The 18,332-nt window shown below is 73.9% G+C and carries 16 protein-coding genes and 2 pseudogenes; 7 read left to right on the top strand and 11 right to left on the bottom strand.

The features are described 5' to 3' along the window. Together ACFWI8_RS27560 and ACFWI8_RS27555 are read right to left on the bottom strand one after the other, a co-directional pair. Positions 1-426 carry a Fur family transcriptional regulator gene (locus ACFWI8_RS27560; RefSeq protein WP_387096810.1) on the bottom strand — a complete coding sequence of 142 codons (426 nt, stop codon included), beginning with the start codon at positions 424-426 and terminating at the stop codon, positions 1-3. 299 nt (positions 427-725) lie between these two features. Next, on the bottom strand, positions 726-3,188 hold the full coding sequence (locus ACFWI8_RS27555; RefSeq protein WP_387096808.1) for a hypothetical protein: 2,463 nt from the start codon (positions 3,186-3,188) through the stop codon (positions 726-728). A gap of 365 nt (positions 3,189-3,553) precedes the next feature. On the opposite strand from ACFWI8_RS27555, the gene ACFWI8_RS27550 reads away from it, so the two are divergent. Beyond that, positions 3,554-4,804, top strand: coding sequence for a GNAT family N-acetyltransferase (locus ACFWI8_RS27550; RefSeq protein ID WP_387096805.1), 1,251 nt, complete (start codon positions 3,554-3,556; stop codon positions 4,802-4,804). 24 nt (positions 4,805-4,828) lie between these two features. Here ACFWI8_RS27550 and ACFWI8_RS27545 read toward each other — a convergent pair whose 3' ends face one another. Then, positions 4,829-5,014: a hypothetical protein gene (locus ACFWI8_RS27545; RefSeq protein ID WP_311602584.1), complete on the bottom strand. Its 186-nt coding sequence runs from the start codon at positions 5,012-5,014 to the stop codon at positions 4,829-4,831. Positions 5,015-5,168: 154 nt separating this feature from the next. On the opposite strand from ACFWI8_RS27545, the gene ACFWI8_RS27540 reads away from it, so the two are divergent. The 3 genes from ACFWI8_RS27540 (at position 5,169) to ACFWI8_RS27530 (ending at position 7,925) form a co-directional block, all read left to right on the top strand. Next, positions 5,169-6,035, top strand: a complete 867-nt coding sequence (locus ACFWI8_RS27540) for a GntR family transcriptional regulator (protein ID WP_387096802.1) — start codon at positions 5,169-5,171, stop codon at positions 6,033-6,035. Continuing rightward, positions 6,036-6,728, top strand: a complete 693-nt coding sequence (locus ACFWI8_RS27535; RefSeq protein WP_387096799.1) for an HAD family hydrolase — start codon at positions 6,036-6,038, stop codon at positions 6,726-6,728. It begins immediately after the preceding gene. Positions 6,729-6,815: 87 nt separating this feature from the next. After that, complete coding sequence (locus ACFWI8_RS27530) at positions 6,816-7,925, top strand: phosphotransferase family protein (protein ID WP_387096796.1); 1,110 nt, start codon at positions 6,816-6,818, stop codon at positions 7,923-7,925. On the opposite strand, the gene ACFWI8_RS27525 is transcribed toward ACFWI8_RS27530, so the two are convergent. The 8 genes and pseudogenes from ACFWI8_RS27525 to ACFWI8_RS27490 form a co-directional block, all read right to left on the bottom strand. Next, the gene (locus tag ACFWI8_RS27525) at positions 7,849-10,014 is read right to left on the bottom strand and encodes an MMPL family transporter (protein WP_387096793.1); all 2,166 of its coding nucleotides are present in this window, start codon (positions 10,012-10,014) and stop codon (positions 7,849-7,851) included. The two genes, ACFWI8_RS27530 and ACFWI8_RS27525, sit on opposite strands and share 77 nt — an antisense overlap. Positions 10,015-10,059: 45 nt before the next feature. Next, entirely contained in the window at positions 10,060-10,260 is a 201-nt protein-coding gene (locus tag ACFWI8_RS27520; RefSeq protein WP_387096790.1) for a DUF5957 family protein, read from the bottom strand. A 1-nt stretch (position 10,261) separates the two neighbouring features. Continuing rightward, on the bottom strand, positions 10,262-11,038 hold the full coding sequence (locus ACFWI8_RS27515; RefSeq protein ID WP_387096787.1) for a cytochrome d ubiquinol oxidase subunit II: 777 nt from the start codon (positions 11,036-11,038) through the stop codon (positions 10,262-10,264). Between the two features lie 9 nt (positions 11,039-11,047). Then, a complete protein-coding gene (locus ACFWI8_RS27510) occupies positions 11,048-12,289 on the bottom strand; it encodes a cytochrome ubiquinol oxidase subunit I (RefSeq protein ID WP_387096784.1) in 1,242 nt (413 codons plus the stop codon). A 275-nt stretch (positions 12,290-12,564) separates the two neighbouring features. Then, entirely contained in the window at positions 12,565-13,248 is a 684-nt protein-coding gene (locus tag ACFWI8_RS27505) for a response regulator (protein WP_387096781.1), read from the bottom strand. Between the two features lie 198 nt (positions 13,249-13,446). Next, entirely contained in the window at positions 13,447-13,917 is a 471-nt protein-coding gene (locus ACFWI8_RS27500; protein ID WP_387096895.1) for a GNAT family N-acetyltransferase, read from the bottom strand. A gap of 183 nt (positions 13,918-14,100) precedes the next feature. Continuing rightward, a pseudogene (locus tag ACFWI8_RS27495) lies at positions 14,101-14,181 on the bottom strand (kinase); the annotation flags it as partial. A 26-nt stretch (positions 14,182-14,207) separates the two neighbouring features. After that, positions 14,208-15,077, bottom strand: coding sequence for a LysR family transcriptional regulator (locus ACFWI8_RS27490; protein WP_387096778.1), 870 nt, complete (start codon positions 15,075-15,077; stop codon positions 14,208-14,210). A 108-nt stretch (positions 15,078-15,185) separates the two neighbouring features. Between ACFWI8_RS27490 and ACFWI8_RS27485 the strand changes: the two genes are divergently transcribed. From ACFWI8_RS27485 to ACFWI8_RS27475, 3 genes and pseudogenes are all read left to right on the top strand, one after another. After that, positions 15,186-16,136, top strand: coding sequence for a DMT family transporter (locus tag ACFWI8_RS27485; protein WP_387096776.1), 951 nt, complete (start codon positions 15,186-15,188; stop codon positions 16,134-16,136). Beyond that, positions 16,084-16,599, top strand: coding sequence for a pyridoxamine 5'-phosphate oxidase family protein (locus ACFWI8_RS27480; RefSeq protein ID WP_387096773.1), 516 nt, complete (start codon positions 16,084-16,086; stop codon positions 16,597-16,599). Before ACFWI8_RS27485 ends, ACFWI8_RS27480 begins: the two co-directional genes overlap by 53 nt. An 85-nt stretch (positions 16,600-16,684) precedes the next feature. Beyond that, positions 16,685-18,332: pseudogene (locus tag ACFWI8_RS27475) on the top strand (hypothetical protein); the annotation flags it as partial.

The raw sequence follows: 18,332 nt of genomic DNA, 5'->3' as shown, positions 1-18,332 counted from the left end.
TCACCGGTCGCGGGCCTGGCACTCCTCGCAGCGGCCGAAGATGGCGAAGTGCTTCATGTCGGTGTCGAAGCCGAACCGCTCCCGCAGCCGGGCGGCGAACGGGGCCGCGATGTCCACGTCGGCCTCCAGCACCTTCTCGCAGTCCCGGCACATGAGGTGCATGTGGTCGTGCCGCTCGGCCAGGTGGTACGTCGGGGCGCCGTGGCCGAGGTGGGTGTGGGAGACGAGGCCGAGCTCCTCGAGGAGTTCGAGCGTCCGGTAGACGGTCGAGATGTTGACCCCGCCCGCGGTGCGCCGCACCTCGGTGAGGATGTCCTCGGGCGTCGAGTGCTCGAGCCTGTCGACAGCCTCCAGGACCAGCTGCCGCTGTGGGGTCAGCCGGTATCCGCGGTTGCGCAGATCGGTCTGCCAGTCGGTGCTCGCCACGCGACCCAGTGTAGGGCGACGAAAGGGCACGGACCCCGCCCGAGGGGAATCGGCGGGGTCCGTGCGAGGAGGCGGTACTCATCGTGCGGCCTCATGTGTCAAGCCACCGTAAGTGCCTCCGGGGGGCCGATCGCGTCCGCGGCAGCCGTTTTCGGCACCGAGTTCGCCGCCGATCGCGGAAGAGCCCCCTCCGGCAGCCTAGCCCTTCGGGGCCGTCGCGACGATCTTCGTGCGGCCCCGGGACAGAGCCGTGAACGGATCGGTACCGGAAACGGCCTTGACGGCTGCCGGGATCCGGGTCAGCCCTCGCGCAGCGAGCCCTGGTCGAAGCCCTGGACGACGTTGCCCCGGTAGCCCGGGTAGATGTTGCCCTCCAGGTTCAGCACCCCGTTCATCACGTCGCTCTCGTTGGCGCCGTCGGGCTCCGGCAGGGGATAGTCCCGGGCGGTCTCGCCGCGGCCCGGGTTGGCGTAGTCGGCGGCCTGGGCGGCGTAGGCGACGATGGCGCGGGCCTCCCAGTCGCCGCGCTCGATGGAGTCCCACTGGGCGGCCTTCACGCCGCCGTCGCCCGGGTCGGGCAGCGTGTAGCGGAGGCCCTCGACCAGGCCGAAGGCGCCCAGCGAGATGCCGGCGCTGACCGGCCCTGAGACGCTGGCCAGGCCGCCGGCGACCCAGAAGGCGGTACTGAGGCCGTTCATCGCCGTGATCCGGTGCTTGGTCGCCAGGCCGGCGTCGTCGACGGCCCGGTCCGCGTGGTCGAGGAAGCCGGAGACCCGGCCCACCGACTGGAGCGCGGCCGGGGCGTCGCGGTCGTCGGTGAACGCCTCGTGGGCGGTGACCGCCTGCCAGGCGGCGACGCCCTGCCGGAAGTCGTCGCGGACGGCCGGGTCCGCCTCGTTCATCAGGCGGAACAGGGTGCGCTGTTCCGACCCGCCGAGCTCGAAGGCGTAGCGGTACTCCCGGCCGAAGAGGTTCTCGTAGGGCACGCCGTTCTCGTCGGCGGCCAGGAAGCCGGACGAGCCGTCGCCCGACAGCTGGGACACCACGTTCAGGTACCGGAGCACGGTGTCGCCGACGGCGCCCTGGAGCGCCGAGTGGTCGACGGGGCCGTACGCGGCGATGGTGTGGTTGCCGCGGCCGAGGATGTCGTCGGGGTGGGCGGCGGCGTACGCGAGGACCTCGTAGGCGGCCGCCACGTATTGCCGGGCCGCCGGGTCGTTGTGGTCGACCCCCTCGGGGACCGTCACGCCGCTGTCGACCAGCGCCGCGGCTCCTGAGCTGTCCTCCCAGTGCACGCCGAGCAGGCTCTCCCGGAAGGCGTCCTCGCGCAGCAGCTCCGCGCTCAGCTCGTGGTTGAGCGCGACGGCGGTGAGCAGGCCGCTGCCGCCGGTGTTGGCGAGGTCGCCGTGGCCGCCGTCCACGTACTGGTACTGGGTGCCGCCCTGCAGGGTGACGGCGGTGTGGGCCAGTTCCCGGCCGAAGGCGTCGCCGGGCGGGACGGTCGCGGTGGACAGCAGGTCGCCGAAGCCGTTGAAGTCCGCCAGGGTCTCCCGGTAGGCGTCGCCCGGCGGGGTGCGCGTGGTGGTGGTGACGGCCTCGGCGAGCGCGTCGGTCAGGGTGGGGTCGCCGTAGCCGAGCACCAGGCTCCTGACGCCCTCCGGCACCCGGGCCCGGTCCGCCGGGTCCCGTGGGTCGAGGCCGCCGACGGCGGGGTCGAGCAGCGTGAGGACGCCGTTCGCGACACGTTGCACGCTGGCGTACTGGTGGCCGGCCGGGCCGGGGTCGAGGCCCGTCGTGTCGTCCCGGAGCGCGCCGAGGGTGGCGAGCGCGTGGGCGTCGAGCGTGCCGAGGAACGCCTGGAGGTAGGCGCGCTCGGCCGGGGTGAGGTCCCGCCGTGGGGCGCCGGGGTCGACCGGGTCGCCGTGGACGCCGGCCACGATCGCGCCGACGCCCTCGGTGTGGAGGAGGAGGGCGGCCGGGTCGGGGTCGTCCCTGGCGAGTTCCTCGGCGAGGCGACGCCCCGCGTACTCGGCCATCTCCTCGGTGGTCCAGAGCCCGAGCGGTCCTTCGGAGAGGTCGTAGCCGAGTTCGCCGAGCTCCTGGCCGTACTGGGCGAGCCGGCCGCGGTAGGCCTCGATGGCCCCGACGACGTCCTCGTGGGTGGCGGTGGCGGCGTCGGCGACCGCCCGCAGGTGCCGGTCGCGGATGCCGAGCGCGACGATGTCGGGGGTGGGCTGGAAGCCGCCGGGGGTGAGGAGCGGCCGGTCGCCGGTCGGCGTCGCGCCGAGGAGGCCGGCGGGGGCGGGGACGCGGGCCGCCCGCGTGGACTGCCACTCCCGCCACTCGGCCCGCGCGGCCTCGACGTGGCGCAGGTAGACGTCGTCGAGGGCGCCCGGCGCGTGCACCGCGTCGTGCACCTCGCGTTCGGTGTCGATCGCGGTGTTCATGGCGCGCACCAGGTAGCCGACCATGTCGTCCACGTCGTCACCGCCGCTGCCCAGCGCCGCGGCGGTCGCGTCGATCCGGCCCTCGGCGTCCACCAGCGGGGCGCCGTCGAGGCCGCCGGCCGTCCCGGCCAGTTCGCCGGCCTCCCGGGCCAGGTCGAACGCGGAGCGCGCCTCGCCGGCGGCGCGCGCGTAGACGGCGGCGGTGTCCGCCATGTCCTCGGGTCTGATCTCGGCGGTGAACTCGCGCGAGCGGGTCCAGGGCTCACCGCCCGCCTCCCTCTCGACATCGGCGCGGGTGAACTGCACGTCGGGCATGGGGGCTCCAGGGCTGCCGCCCGGGACGCGGAGCCGGGCGGCTCAGGGGTGGGATCAGGGGGCTACGGGCTGCGGGATCGGGCGGTCAGAGACACCGGGGGCCGTGGGGCCGACAGGAGGTGTACCGCGAGGGGATCCGCATGATCGGCAGTCTAGGAAGCGCCGCCCGGGTGGTGGCCGCGCCGAGCCGGCCCGCCGGGGGCCCGTCATGCGCCCGCAACGTCCGGCGCGACGCGCGGCGGCCCTGAGCTCGGCGTGTGTCTCCCGGTCAACAACGGGTGAACATCCGGTGACCCGGCCTGCGGGGTGGGCACTGGCGGAAAATCCTTGGCCAGAGGCGCACGGCCGCACGTAGCCTCGGCCCCATGAGCCTGGAGATCCGTGACATCGTCGACAGCGCCGCCGACCAGGACGCCTGGTTCCGGGCGGTGTACACCGGGTTTCTGACCGCGGAGGCGCCGAGCCCGGAGCAGCTGGCCGAGCGGCGCGAGCGCAGCGAGATGGGGCGGGCGCAGGGCGCCTTCGACGGCGACCGCTGCGTGGCGACGTTCCGCAGCTTCGACCAGGAGCTGACCGTGCCGGGCGGCGGCGTGGTGCGGGCCGACGCGGTGTCGGGGGTCACGGTGACCGCCACCCACCGGCGGCGCGGGCTGCTCACCCGGATGATGACCAGGGACCTGACCGAGGCCAGGGAGCGCGGCGACGTGGTGGCCACGCTGGCCGCCGCCGAGTTCCTGATCTACGGCCGGTACGGCTTCGGGCCCGCGGCGCGCACCGCGGAGTGGCGGGTCGAGAAGCCGCTGGCCCGGTTCGACCCGCGGTGGACGCTGCCGGAGTCCGAGGGCACCGTGGCGTTCGTGGACGGGGCCGAGGTGCGCAAGGAGGGTCCCGCGGTGCACGAGCGCTTCCGGCGGGGGCGGGCCGGCGCGGTCGACACCGTGCCGATGTACTGGGAGCGGCTGACCGGCGAGGTGCGCTGGGGCCCGGACGCGTGGAAGGAACCGTTCTACGTGCTCTTCCGCGACCCGGCCGGCGAGGCGCAGGGGCTCGTGGTCTTCGACGTGCAGGACGCGTGGCGGGACGTGCAGCCGGCGAACGTGGCCAAGGTGCGGAAGCTGTTCGCGGCCACGCCGGCCGCGGAGCGCGCGCTGTGGCGGTTCCTGCTCTCCATCGACTGGGTGAGCGAGGTGCGCACCAGCGACGAGGGCGACCCGGACGCGCTGCTGCCGCTGCTGCTGCCGAACCAGCGGGCGGCCACCACGCTCTCCCACGCGGATCTGCTGTGGGTGCGGCCGCTCGACGTCCCCGGCATGCTCACCGCACGGCGTTACTCGGCCAGTGGTGCGCTCGTGCTGGACATCCGCGACCCCCTGGGGCTGTCCGAGGGGCGCTACCTGCTGGAGGTCTCGGAGGCCGGGGCGAGCTGCGTGCCGACCACCAGGAGCGCCGATCTGACGCTGGACACCGGCGCGTTGTCGGCCCTTTACCTGGGTGACGCCTCGGCCGCGCGGCTGGCCGCCGCCGGTCTGGTCGACGCGAACGCGGACGGGGCGCCGGACCGTGCGGACGCGCTCTTCCGCACGGGCCGACGCCCCTGGTGCCCTGACACCTTCTGATTCGCTACGCGCTCCGCATCCTCGTCAGACCGCGACCACGAACAGCGTTACCAGCACCGTCGTGCCCACGCATGCGCAGGTGAAATTGCGCTTGCGCAGCCCTGTCCTGAGGATCAGCAGGCCGATCAGACCCGGCAGACCCCACTGGATGTCGACTGCCCGCTCCACTGCGATGCCGAGGGCAGCCACGGCGATCGTTGAGACGATCATGACTCCTCCTCACATCACGTCAACTCGGGAGAACTTCCCGGAAGTTGTCTAAGTTGTGCGCCAACTATACGCTTGTTTTCCCCAGTTGGCGGACTACTGGAAACGTCCTCTTTCCAACCTTCCTGATCTGGCCGAAAGTTGTATGGTGTTCGGCGTGAGTCAGGAGATCGCCCCGGCAAGCGAGGCCCCGCAGAACCCCGGTGACCTGCTCTCTCCCGACCACCTGGCGGGGGTGTTGCGTGATCGGATACGCAAGGGGGAGCTGCGACAGCACGAGCGGCTGCCCACTCAACGCGCGTTGGTGGAGGAGTTCGGCACCAACCGCACCACCGTGCGTCAGGCGCTGGCCATCCTGGAGCGCGAGGGGTACGTCTCCACCCGGGGTCGCGGCGCGCCCGCCGTCGTGTCGGCCCCCAACCGGGACAGTCCTCGTCCGGCCAGCGCCGAGGTGGCCGACCGGATCGCCGTGGCCTTCCACGCCGAGGACATCTCGATCGACGCGTTCTGCCTCACCACCGAGACCCTCAACTCGGCGCTCGCCGCGCCCCTGATCGCGATCTCCGCCGGCGAGTTGACGCCCCGCTCGATCTCCATCCGGGTGCTGCTGCCCAACCCGGACGCGCCGCTCGCCTACCCGCGGCTGGTCTCCGACCCGTCCGACCGCCGCCCGCTGGCCCGGCTGCGCCAGATCACCCGCACCTTCTCCACCTCGCTGCGCCATCAGCTGACCTCGCTCGGCGAGATGCAGCTGGTGCCCAAGGTGAACGTCGAGATCAGGGCCGTGCCGATCACCCCGGTGCAGAAGCTCTACCTCCTCAACGGCACCGAGGTGCTGAGCGCCTACTACCAGGTGGTGCCGCGGGTCGTGGAGTACGAGGACGAGCAGATGGAGATCTACGACGTCCTGGGCCTCAGCTCGAAGGTTTTCAGGTCCTCCTCCGACACCGCGTTTGTTGAAGAGTCACAGCAGTGGTTCGAGTCCCTCTGGTCAACGCTTGCCCAACCGCTCACACTCGGTTAGATGAGGGGACTCATCAGTAACGCTCACTGTGTTCTCTTCGACTTCGACGGCCCGGTGTGCCGCCTGTTCGCGGTCCGGTCCGCCGAGTCGATCGCCCGACGCCTGCGGGACCTCGCGGCCGAACTGGCCCTGTCGGCGCTGCTGACCGCCGACTTACGGGACTCGCCCGACCCGCACCACGTGCTGCGGGGCATCGCCGGGCAGCGCCCGGGCCACGGAGTCGTCCAGCGCCTCGAGGCGGCGCTCACCCACGAGGAGGTCTTCGCCGCCGCCTCGGCCCAGCCAACTCCCTACGCCGCGGCCCTGATAGCGGCCCTGTCCACGCGCGGCCGGCAGGTGGCCATCGCCACCAACAACTCGCCGCTGGCCGCCGAACGTTACCTCGCGCAGCACAACCTCTCGGGTTACATCGGCGGCCGGGTCCACGGCCGCACCCGGGACGTCTCCCGGCTCAAGCCGCACCCGGACTCCCTGCTGCGCGCCCTGGCGTCGACCAGAACCGCGCCGGCCGACGCCCTGATGATCGGGGACAGCGTCGCCGACCTGGCCGCCGCGCGAGCCGCCGGCGTGCCCTTCCTCGGATACGCCACCAGTCGGGCCGGCTTCGAGGAGTTCCGGACGGCCGAAGCCGAACACGTGGTGACCTCGCTCGAGCAGGTGCTGACGGCGCTGATCACCCCGTCCTTCGGCTAGACCGGTCTTTTTGAGCCATCGGCAGCCGAACCGAACGGGGCGTACCGTGCTGCTACTCGTACCAACGGCTCCCGGGGGAAGCACATCATGAGCCAACCGCTGCCACGACCTACCCTGCGCGGCAACCACCGTGTCTGGCAGGTCGTGGAGGCGGAAGGCGAACTCGCGGCGCTCGGCCGCCTCAAGACGGGCCGGACTCGTCCCGGAGTACACCGATTCGACCCGCGCTGCTTCGCCAACGAGGAGGACGTGCTCATCGAGCTCGCCCTCCTCGGCATGCGACGCATCGCCCCGGTCTACCGATTGGTGGGCGCCGACGACGAACTCCGGGTCCACGGCTACATCGAGGGCCAGCCGCTGTCCGCCATCCGCCCACCAGGAACGGCACTGACCGGATCCGAACTAGGCCAACTCGTCGACCTGTTCGGCAAACTGGCCACGATTCGGCCAAGTGCCTTCGCCCTCGTCCACCGCTGCCCGCCGGTGTTACGACCGCGCAGCAGCCGACAGTTCCTCCAGACCCTGATCCGCTTCACCCGACGAAGGGTCTACGCCGTCCACCGCCCGCTGATGCGGGACCTCTTCACGGCGCTGCGCATCGGCCCCACCGTCCTCTCCGCCACCGGGCCGCTGGCCCGCGAGGCGGCGAAACTGAGTGACCGGCCGTTCTGCCTGCTCCACGGCGACCTGCACCGCGACAACCTGATCGTGGCGGAGTCGGACGGCATGCTGTGGACCATCGACTGGGAGCTGGCGCTCATCGGCGACCCGCTCTACGACCTGGCCACCCACCTGCATCTGATGCGCTACCCGCCGGGGCAGGAGCACGCGCTGCTGCTGCGTTGGGCCAGGACCATGGACGCCGCCCTGCCGGGCAGCGCGGCCGGGCTCGCCCGCGACCTGCCGCGCTACCTGGCGTACAAGCGGGTGCAGTCCGTGTTCACCGACGTCATCCGGCAGGCGTACCTGGTGCAGGCCACCCCGCCCGCGCAGCTGGCCGAGCAACTGCCCCGCACGGTCGAGGTGGTGCACGGCGTGATGAGAAAGGCCTCGCGCATGCTGGGGCTCGGCCGGGTGCCGAGCCCCAGGTCGATCGAGGCCGCCTACGCCGCCTGGTACGTCAACGCCCCTCCAACTCCAAGTGTGGCAGCAGTCGACCAAGCCAGGACGGCAGCCACCAGGCCCGGCGGCCCATGAGCCGCATGGCCGCCGGCACCATCAGGCAGCGGATCACCACCGCGTCCACGAAGATCGCCACCGCCATGCCGAAGCCCATCTGCTGGAGCATCCGGTCGGCGCTCAGCAGGAAGGAGCCGAACACCACGATCATGATCGCGCCGGCCGCCGTGATCACCGAGCCGGTGTGCGCCAGGCCCTCGCGCACCGCCCGCGCGTGGTCGCCGGTGCGCACCCACTCCTCGTGGATCCGGGAGACCAGGAAGATCTCGTAGTCCATGGAGAGGCCGAAGGCGATGGCGAAGATCATCACCGGCAGGAACGCCTCGACGGGTCCTGGCTCCGCGATGCCGAACAGGCCCTCCTGGAACACCAGGGTCATCGCGCCCAGCGCGGCGCCGATGCTGATCAGGTTGAGCAGCGCCGCCTTGAGCGGGATCAGCAGCGAACGGAACACCGCCATCAGCAGGACCACCGACACCCCGACCACGATGGCGACGAACAGCGGCATCCGCTCGGCGACCTTGGCCGCGTAGTCGTCGACGGCCGCCGTGGCGCCGCCCACCAGGTACTCGGCGCCGGTGCGCTCGGCGAGCCCGGGCAGCACGTCGTCCCGCAGTTCGGTGACGAGCTCCGCGGTCGCCTCGTCCTGCGGCGCCGAGTCGGGGAAGGCGATCACGGTGGCCACCGCGCCGTCCTCGGTGGGGATCGGGCCCACGGCCTGGGCTATGCCGGCGGTGTCCTCCAGGGTCTCGACGGCGGCGGCCCCGGCCTGCTCAGCGCCCTGTGAGCCGCCGTCGGCGATCACCACGAGCGGCCCGTTGAAGCCGGGCCCGAAGCCCTCGGCGAGCAGGTCGTACGCCTTGCGGCTGGTGTTGGCCGCCGGGTCGTTGCCCGCGTCCGCGAAGCCGAGACGCAGGCCGAGCGCGGGCGCGGCCAGCGCGCCCAGCGCCACCACCGCGAGCAGCAGCACCGCGACCGGCCGGCGCTGCGTGAACTCGCCGAGCCGCCGCCACGCCCGGCCCTCGGCCGCCCTGCCCCGCGCCGCGCGCTTCGCGGCCCGCGCGGTGAACTGGCGGGCGAAGCGCTTACCGAAGATCCCGAGCAGCGCCGGCAGCAGGCAGAGCGCGGCCAGCATCGTCATCAGCACGGTCAGCGCCACGGCCAGCGCGATGCCCTGGAGCGAGCCGAGGCCGAGCGCCACCAGACCGAGCAGGGCGACGATCACGGTGCAGCCGGCGAAGAACACGGTGCGTCCCGCGGCGTCCAGCGCGGTCGTGGTGGCGCGCTCGGGGCTGGCGCCGGCGATCAGCTCGCCCCGGTAGCGGGCGAAGATCAGCAGCGCGTAGTCGATGCCGACGCCGAGGCCGACCAGCATCATCACATAGGGCGTGTAGTCGGCGACGGTGAACACGTGCGAGGCGAGCACCACCAGGCCGAGCGCCGAGCCGACCGCGAACAGGGCGGTGATCACGGGGAGTCCGGCCGCGATGACCGTGCCGAAGAGGAAGACGCAGATCACCAGCGCGGCCAGGATGCCCATGCCCTCGGCGGCCCCGCCGCTCTCCTCGGTCAGCTGCCTGGCCGCGTCGCCGCCGAGCTCCACCTGGAGCCCCTCGTCCTGGGCGGTGCGGGCGGTCTCCAGGATCGCCTCGGTGTCGGCGAGCTCCATCTGCTCCGACCGCACGTCGAGCACGACCGTGGCGTAGCCGACGGTGCCGTCCTCCGAGACGGCGGTGGCGTCGTCGTAGGGGCTCACCACCTGGGCGACCCGGGGCAGTTCCGCGACCTCGGCCAGCATCTCGGCGACCCGGCCCTCGACGGCCGCGTCGCCGCGCAGCCCGTCCGGGTCGTGCAGCACGATGCTGAGGCTGTCGCCGGCCTGTGCCGAGCCGTGCTCGGCCAGCAGCTCGGCGGCGCGCTGCGACTCGGTGCCGGGCAGCGAGTAGTCCTCGCGGTAGTCGTCTCCGGCGGCCGAGGCGCCGGCCCAGACGCCGACCAGCACCAGGACCCACAGGAACAGGGCGAGCCAGCGGCGTCGCTGGGCGAAGCCGGCGACGCGGGCGAACACGCCGGCGCTCTCCGGCGCTTGGGGTGGGGCGGTATCCATGTGCATGTTCCTCGCGCTCCTCGAAACGGTGGGTCAGCGGGTGGGTCAGCGCCGCTTGGCGCGGCGGGCGATCAGGGGGCCGACGAACAGGCCGCCGGCGGCGAGGTAGAAGGGCGTCAGACGCACGGCGAGCGGCACCTCGGCGTCGGCGACGACGTGGATGGTGATGCCGATGGCGGCGGCCAGCAGTTCGCCGGCCAGGAAGCCGACGACCAGGCCGGCCAGGGCGGCGAGCGGAGTGCGCATCTCAGGTCCCCCTCGGGTGGTTGTGGTGTGCCGTGGTCGTCGCGGCGCGTCGGAGCCACCACTGGGCGGCCACCAGCAGCGGCAGCGCGGCGCACAGCAGCGGAAGTTGGAACAGGAGGGTGGTGTCGCCCGCCGCGTGCTCGGTCAGCGGCAGGCGGGCGCCGGCCAGCACCGGCAGGGCCGCCATCACGACCGAGGTGAGCAGTCGGGACGCGCCGTCGGTCCGGCCGCCGGTCAACTGCCGGGCCCGCCACAGCGGTTCGGCGACCAGCCGGCGGGTGGACCGGCTCAGCCCGTGGGCGAGGAAGAGCAGCGCGACGACGGCCGCCGTCAGCGCCCCGGTCACGGCCGGCGCGGGCCCCGGCCGCTCCCCACCCACCAGCAGCGAGGCGAGCAGCCAGCCCCAGGACCCGGCCAGCAGCCAACTCCCCGCCACCACCAGGCCGTCGAGGACGGGCGCGGCCGAGACCCGGCGCCACCAGAGCCCTGCGTCCCGCAGCAGCCAGCCGGCGAGCAGCGGCACCAGCACCGGCAGCAGACCGCCGAACAGCTCCCCCTCCAGGGCGGGGAAGCAGCCGGCGAACACGCCGGCCGCGGCGACCAGCCACACCTCGTTGGCGAAGAACAGCGGCCCGATGCCGGCGGCCAGCACCGAGCCCCGCTCGGCCCGGCCCCGGCCGAGCAGCGGCAGCAGCATCCCGAGGCCGATGTCGGCCCCCGCCAGCACGAAGTAGCCGGCCACGAAGGCCGCGAGCAGCAGCGCGGCAAGCGTTTCCACGGTCTCTCCTCACCCCACGCGGAGGTCGGTGTGGTGCGGGCCGCGCCCGGCGGCGCGGAGCAGCAGCCACCAGTTGACGGCGATCAGCACGGCGAACAGCGGCACGAAGACGGCGAGCGACAGCCGCATCTGGGTCGCGGAGACCTGGGAGACGGCGTCCTCGGTGCGCAGCAGCCCGTACACCACCCATGGCTGCCGGCCGGCCTCCCGGAACACCCAGCCGGCGATCATCGCCAGGTAGGGCAGCGGCACCAGCGCCATCAGCGTCAGGTGCCAGACCCGCAGCCGCCGCACCGCCCACGGCCACAGCGCCAGCAGCCCGCTGGCCAGCAGCGGCAGCGTCAGCAGTGCGAACGCGAGCAGCATCGTCAGCCCCGCGCCCCTGGTCAGCGCGGCGTCCGGCAGGTAGTCGCCCGGGCCGAAGCGGGCCACCATCTCGGCTTGGAGGCGGGCGAGTTCTGCGGTGTCCTGGTCGAACGTGGCCGCCTTGGCGGGCTGCCACTCGCGGATCGCGGCCAGCTGGACGCCGCCGAAGGTGACGGTGACGAACAGCGCCGGCAGCGCGGTGAAGACGCCGACGCGCAGCGAACGCCGGAAGAACCCGTCGTGCTCCTCACGGTTCCCGAACAGGTGGTAGGCGCTCACCCCCGCCATGAACACGGCCGCCGTGAGCAGCGCACCGGCCGTGACGTGCCCGAACGCGAGCAGCGTGTTGGGGTTGGTCATCAGCGCGACCGGGTCGGCCAGTTCGAGCCGCCCGTCGGCCGTCTCCCTGTGCCCGCGCGGGTGGTTGAGGAAGCCGTTGGCGACGAGGATCCAGTAGGCGGAGAGGTAGGCGGTGAGCGTGACCACCCACAGCGTCGCCAGGTGCACCCAGCGGTTGAACCGGTCCCAGCCGAGCAGCCACAGCGCGAGGAACGTCGACTCGACGAAGAACGCCAGCACCGTCTCCAGCGCCAGCGAGGACCCGAACGCGTCCCCCGCGTAGTGCCCGAGCCCGGCCCAGGCCATGCCGAGCTGGAACTCCATGAGGATGCCGGTGACGATGCCGACGCCGTAGTTGATGACGTAGAGCCGCCCCCAGTACCTGACCAGGCGCTCGGCCGTCCCACCGCCGCCGCGCGCCGTGGCCCAGGTCTGCAGCACCGCCAGGATGGTCGCCAACCCGAGGGTCAGCGCCACGAAAAGGAAGTGCCCGCCGGCGGTCAGGGCGAACTGCCACCGGGCCAGGTCGAGGGTCTCCGCGTCCACGCCTCACACGGTCGCGGTGGGGTCATGCCCCCCGCGTCCCCCGCCGGCTGACACCGGCCGTACCACGGCGGTTGCGGCCGGGTGTGGCGGCGTACCACCGGGGTGGTACGGCGACCCGTCCGCTCAGCTCGCCGGGTGCGCCGCCGTCCACCGGGCGCCGTCGCCCGGCAACGGCCCCCACACCAGTGCGCAAGCGGCAGCAGGTGCCGCTGGGCGGGGAGCGGATCGGGGTCGTACTCGTCGGGGTCGCGGTCCACCCCCCGACACGTCGCCCATCAGCTGAGCCAGCCCGGCGTGATCATCCCCGACTCGTAGGCCAGGATCACGAGTTGGGCCCGGTCGCGGACGTCGAGCTTGGTCATGATGCGGCTGACGTGCGTCTTGGCGGTCGCCGGGCTGAGGACCAGCCGCCGCGCGATCTCGTCGTTGGTGAGGCCGGCCCCCACCAGGCCCATCACCTCCCGCTCCCGCTCGGTCAGCGCGTTGAGCCGGGGGCTCGGCTCCGGCTGCCGCGCCTTCCGGCTGGCGAACTCCGCGATCAGCCGGCGGGTGATCGCCGGCGCGATCAGCGCGTCGCCGCGCGCGCAGACCCGGATGCCGTGCAGCAGCTCCATCGGCTCGGTGTCCTTCACCAGGAACCCGGACGCCCCGGCGCGCAGCGCGCCGTACACGTAGTCGTCCACGTCGAAGGTCGTGAGGATGACGACCCTGACGTCCGCCAGCCGCTCGTCCGCGACGATCGCCTCGGTCGCCGCGAGCCCGTCCATCTCCGGCATCCGGATGTCCATCAACACCACGTCCGGCCGCGTCTGGCGCGCCAGCGCGACGGCCTCCGTCCCGGTGGCCGCCTCGCCGACGACCTCGATGTCGTCCTCGTCCTCCAGGATCGACCTGAACCCGGCCCGGACGAGCCGCTGGTCGTCGGCGAGCAGGACGCGAATGCGGGGCGTGGTGGTCATGCCGGTCAGGTTAGACGCGGCGCCGGCCGAGCCGTCCGACGCATCGGAGTTGACGCCGACGACGCGGGAGCCGGCGGTGGGCCGGACGGGCGGACACCCCCATCGAACAGGTGCGCGATGTCGGGGCGATCCTCAGCGCCCGGGACAACCGACGCTCCGGTTGGACGGGCGCGCCGGCGCGGGCGGTGTGAACCGGGATCAGTCCAGCGCCCGCGTCAGGCGGATCTCCTCCGGCCGATACCCCAGCGCCTCGTAGAAGCGGAGCGCGGTGGCGTTGGCCGCGCCCGTCTGGAGCGTCAGGTGGCGCAGGCCACGGTCGCGGGCCCACCGCTCCGCCGCCGCCATCAGGCGCCGCCCCACACCCTGCCGGGACGCCTGCGCGGCGACGGCGAGTTCGCCGACGTACCCGTCGACCGTGCCCGTGAAGTGGCGCTGCTCCGAGACCGACACCACCCCGACGACCGTGCCGCCGCGCACCGCGACGAAGACTCCGGCCCGCCCTTCGGCCGCCCGGGCCAGGGAGTCGGCCGGCCAGCTCCCGGCGGCCGTGATCGCCGCCGACCGGCCCCGCCAGGCCGCCACGCCTTCAGCGAGCCGGGGCGCCAGCGCCATGACGCCCTCCCGGTCCGTGCCCACCACCGGGCGCACATCCACCACGTCAGGGGTCATCCGTCCGAGTATGGCGGGCCACCGGCCGTTGATAAATGCCGGCAGCGGGCGGCGGCACCCTCCCGGAAACGCGTGATTGGTCTTTCCAAGCGAACGGCTGGGATCACTCACCGGCGAAGGGGGGGCCGGCGCGACGTGCGCGGTGTCGAACGCTGCCGTCAGCGCCGGGGACAGCCGCGGCTCCATCGCGAGGCCCCGGCCGTACCGCTGGCGGATCCCGGCGGCCACCGAGGACTTGCCGGAGGCCGAGTTGCCGCGCAGCATGACCAGCCACCTTCATCCGCCGCACGTTACCGCTCGCGACACCAGTCGGTGAGGCGTTCCGCGAGTGGGTGCCGGGGGCGGTCGGACGGGCCCGTCAGGGAGAGGTGGCGGGAGACGGTGTGGGTCAGCGGCACCATGGTCAGCTGGTGGTCGAGCAGCGTGGCCAGCAGTCCCGGCACCACGGAGACGCCGACGCCGCCGCGCACCATGGCGAGCAGCGTGCCCATGTCCCGCACCCCGTGCGCCCACTGGAACCGGGCGCCGGCCAGGCGGTAGGCGTGCTCGATATACGGCTGGCAGCCGCCGGTGGACAGGATGAACGGGTCGTCCGCCAGGTCGACCGGGTTGATCACCGGCTCGCCGGCCAGCGGGTGGTCGCGGCGCAGCAGCGCCTGGAAGGTGTCGGTCGCCAGGGGGACGCCGGGGGGCGGCTGCCGGCCGACGAGGACGGCGAACTCCACGACTCCGTCGCGCAGCCACTTCCCCACCTCGTCGTCCTCCCCCTCGAGCACCTCGACCCGCACGCCGGGGAACGCCTCCTTCCAGCCGGCGAGCAGCTCCGGAACCACGCCGAGGCAGGCCGACAGCGTCGCGGCGAGCCGCACGGTTCCGGCCGGCTCGCTGCGTGCCGCCGCGGCCAGCTCGCAGACGGTGGCGTGCGCGTCGACGGCCTGTCGGGCCGGGGCGAGGATCCGCTCGCCGAACGGCGTGGGCCGGGGCCGGCCGGGGTCCCGCACCAGCACGGGGACGCCGAGAGCGCGTTCCAGGGTGGCGACGGAGTGGGAGACCGCGGACTGGCTGACGCCGAGCTCGTCGGCCGCGCTGCCGAAGCCGCCGTGGTCGAGGACGGCGAGGAAGGCCCGCAGGTGGGTGATGCCGACGTTCACCACGCTCATGATGCGCGGCGTCCGCGAACATCGCAACGGTGGCCCATGAGCGCCGCTCATGAGGGCCGCGCGCCACTTGTTGGCGACGCGCGCCGGCTCGTGTCCAGAATCGCCGGCATGGAGCGCCATGAACAGGCCCGGTGGCTGCCGGCCTTCCTTGCCCTGTCGCTGATCTGGGGGTCGAGCTTCGCGCTGATCAAGGTCGCGGTGGACGCGGGCGTGGAGCCGGTGTGGGTGGCGCTGTGGCGATGCCTGTTCGGGGCGTTGGCGCTCGCCGCCATCACGGTGGCGCGGCGTGAGGCGTTCCCGCGCTCCCCCGCCACCTGGGGGCACGCGCTGGTGGTGGGGCTCCTGCTGAACTCGGTGCCGTTCGCGCTGCTCGCCTACGGCGAGACCCGGGTCAGCTCGGTGCTGGCCGGGATGGTCAACGCGGCGACGCCGCTGTCCACGCTGCTGTTCGCGCTGGCGCTGGTGCCGGGGGAACGGCTGACGCCGGGCCGGCTGGCCGGCCTCGCCGCCGGCTTCTGCGGGGTGCTGGTGATGCTGGGCGGGGACGTCGGCGACGTGGCGCTGGTCGGCGCCGCCGCCTGCCTCGGCTCGACCCTCTGCTACGGCGCCGGCTTCGCCTACACCCGCCGCTTCTTCGCCGGCCTGCCGGGCTCGGCCGCCGCCCTCTCCGCCACGCAACTCAGCTGTGCGACCGCCCAGTTGATGCTGGCCGCGCCGCTGCTCGGCGGCGCCCCCACCTGGCCGGGATGGCGGGCGGCCGCCGCGCTCGGCACGCTCGGCGCACTGGGCACCGGCGTCGCGTACATCCTCAACCTGCGCGTCATCCGGGAGGCCGGCCCCACGGTCGCGTCGACCGTCACCTATCTGACCCCGCTGTGGTCCACGCTGCTCGGCGTCGTGCTGCTGTCGGAGCCGCTGGGCTGGCGGACGGCCGCCGGCGCGCTGCTGGTGCTGGCCGGGGTCTCCCTGACCCGGGCGCGTGGCGACGGCCGTGGGAAGCTGGGCCATGCCCGTGACCAATCCCTGGCTGGCCGGCCCGGCTCCCGACCGGAAGCTTGACCGCGCGCGGCTTGAAGAGCGTGTCCTCAACCTCCTGTCCTCGCAGAACATGTGCGTGGTGGCCACGACCGGCCAGGACGGGCCGCTGGCCACGCCGGTGCGCTACTTCCACCTGGACCTCACGCTGCTGTTCACGGCCGTGGCCACCTCGCCGAAGATGCGGAACATCGCGGCCGACCCGCGCGTGTCGGTCGGCGTGTTCGCGCCGCTGGTCGGGCAGGCCAGCAGCCGGGGCGCACAACTCTTCGGCCGAGCACGGGTGTTGACCATCGAGGACGCGGAGTTCGAGCACTACTGGCCGGCGTACCGCTGGCAGTCGGACCACATCGAGCGCTCCCGCCCGTTGGACGAGCCGCCCGCCGGCCCGCTGGTGGTGGTCGAGGCCGAGCGCATCGTCTACACGGAGCACTGGCTGCGGCGGGACGGCTACGCGCCGCGCCAGTTCTGGCGGCGGGACGGCTGACCGCCGCGCGATCGCCGGGGTACTCACGGGGGGTTGAGTATCCCGGCGGATGTCGGTCCCGGCCGCGCCACGGGAGTGTGCCGGTATGGAACACGACATGTCGCCCGCCGCCGGCTGCCCCGGCTGCGGCCGGCCCGTGGGGGAGGCCGGCTGCCCGCACTGCGCCGTCGCCGCGCGGGTGCGGGCGATCGACGCGGAGGTGGCGGCGCTCCACGCCCGGGTCTTCGCCCTGCTCGGCGAGCGGGCGGCGCTGCTCGCCGGTCACCACGCCTGGGGGCCCGCGCCGCAACCGCCCGTCAGGGCCGGCGGTGAGACCTCGCGGCCGGCCGCGCGCACCGTGCTGCTGCTGCTCGGCGGCGGGCTGCTGGCGGTGGCCGCCGTCGCCTTCACGCTGCTGAGCTGGGGCCGGCTCGGCCTCGGCGCTCGGAGCGCGGTGCTCGGCCTGTCGACGCTGGCCGTCCTCGCGCTGCCGGTGGTACTGCTGCGGCGCGCCCTGACGGTGACCGCCGAGGTGGTCGCCGGGGTCGGCCTGGTGCTGCTGGCGCTCGACGCCTACGCCCTGCACCGGGTGGTGCTGCCGGGAGTGGACGGCGCCGGGTTCGCCGCCGCCGCGGTGGCGGCCCTGGCCGGTCTGTGGGCGGGTTACGGGCGGCTGCTGCCCGGGCTGCGCGCGGTGCCGCCGACCGCGGTCGGTCTCGCGCAGCCGGTGCCGCTGCTGGCCGCCGTGGCGCTGGACGCCGGGCCGCTCGGCTACGTGTGGGCGCTGCTGGTCGCCGCCGTGGCCGACCTGCCGCTGGCGCTGTCCCCCCGGGGGACGGCCGCGGTGCGGCGGGCGGCGGCGGTCGGCGGGCTGCTCGGGGCGGTGCCGGCGCTGCTGCTCGCGGCCGCGCTGTCGGTCGAGGCGACCGAGGTCGGCGGGGCGCTGGAGGCGGCGGCGCCGCTGCTGGTCGGGGCGGCGGCGCTGGTCTTGGCCGGGCACCGGGGCGCCGGGTTCGGCACCGCGGCGAGGGTCTCGTGCTGGGCCGGGGCGACGCTGGCGCTGCTCGCGGCGGTCGGGGGCCTGCTGCGGCTGCCGCTGCCGTCGGCGGAGTGGCAGGCGGTGGGATATCTGGCGTGTGCGGCGGGGGCGTTGGCCCTGTCCGTGCTGCTGGTCGGGTGGGGGCGCGAGGCGGCGCTCGGCTCGGCCGGCGCGGCCGGTCTTGTGCACCTCGGCGCGCTGCTGTGGTGTCTGCCGGCCGTGGTGGAGGCCGTGACGGCGCCGGCCGGGTGGGCGGCGCGCGTCTGGTCGGGAGCGCCGGGCGGCCCGGCGCGGGAGGCGCTGGGCCCCGACCTCGCCTGGTCCGGCGGGGCGACCACGGCGGCGGCGCTCACCATGGCGGCGTTCAGTGCCGTGGTGGCGCGCCGACTGCCGGACGCGGACCGGTGGCGGAGTCCGCTCGACCTGGCGGCCTGGGCGGTGGCCGGTGCGGCCGGGTCGGCGTGGGTGCTGGCCTCCGGGCTGCCGTACCCGGCGGCCCTGGCGGCGCTGACCGCGCTGGCGGTCGCGCTCCTCGCGGTCGCGTCGGTGACCGCGGCGCCGGGCCCGGGCGGGGTCGGCCTGGTGCTGGCGGTGACCACCGGGTGCTGGGCGCTGGCCGAGCGGCCGGCGACGCCGGCGGTACTCGTGGTGCTGGGCGCGGTGTTCGCGGCCGCGGCCTGGCGCGCGGCGCCGCCGGCACACCGGGCGGTGGCCT

Origin of the sequence: Streptomyces sp. NPDC127098 (genome assembly GCF_042722465.1) — a bacterium.
Taxonomy (GTDB): Bacteria; Actinomycetota; Actinomycetes; order Streptomycetales; family Streptomycetaceae; genus Streptomyces; species Streptomyces millisiae.
The sequence above is the reverse complement of the archived record's forward strand: the minus strand, read 5'-3'. Positions and strand labels throughout refer to the sequence as shown.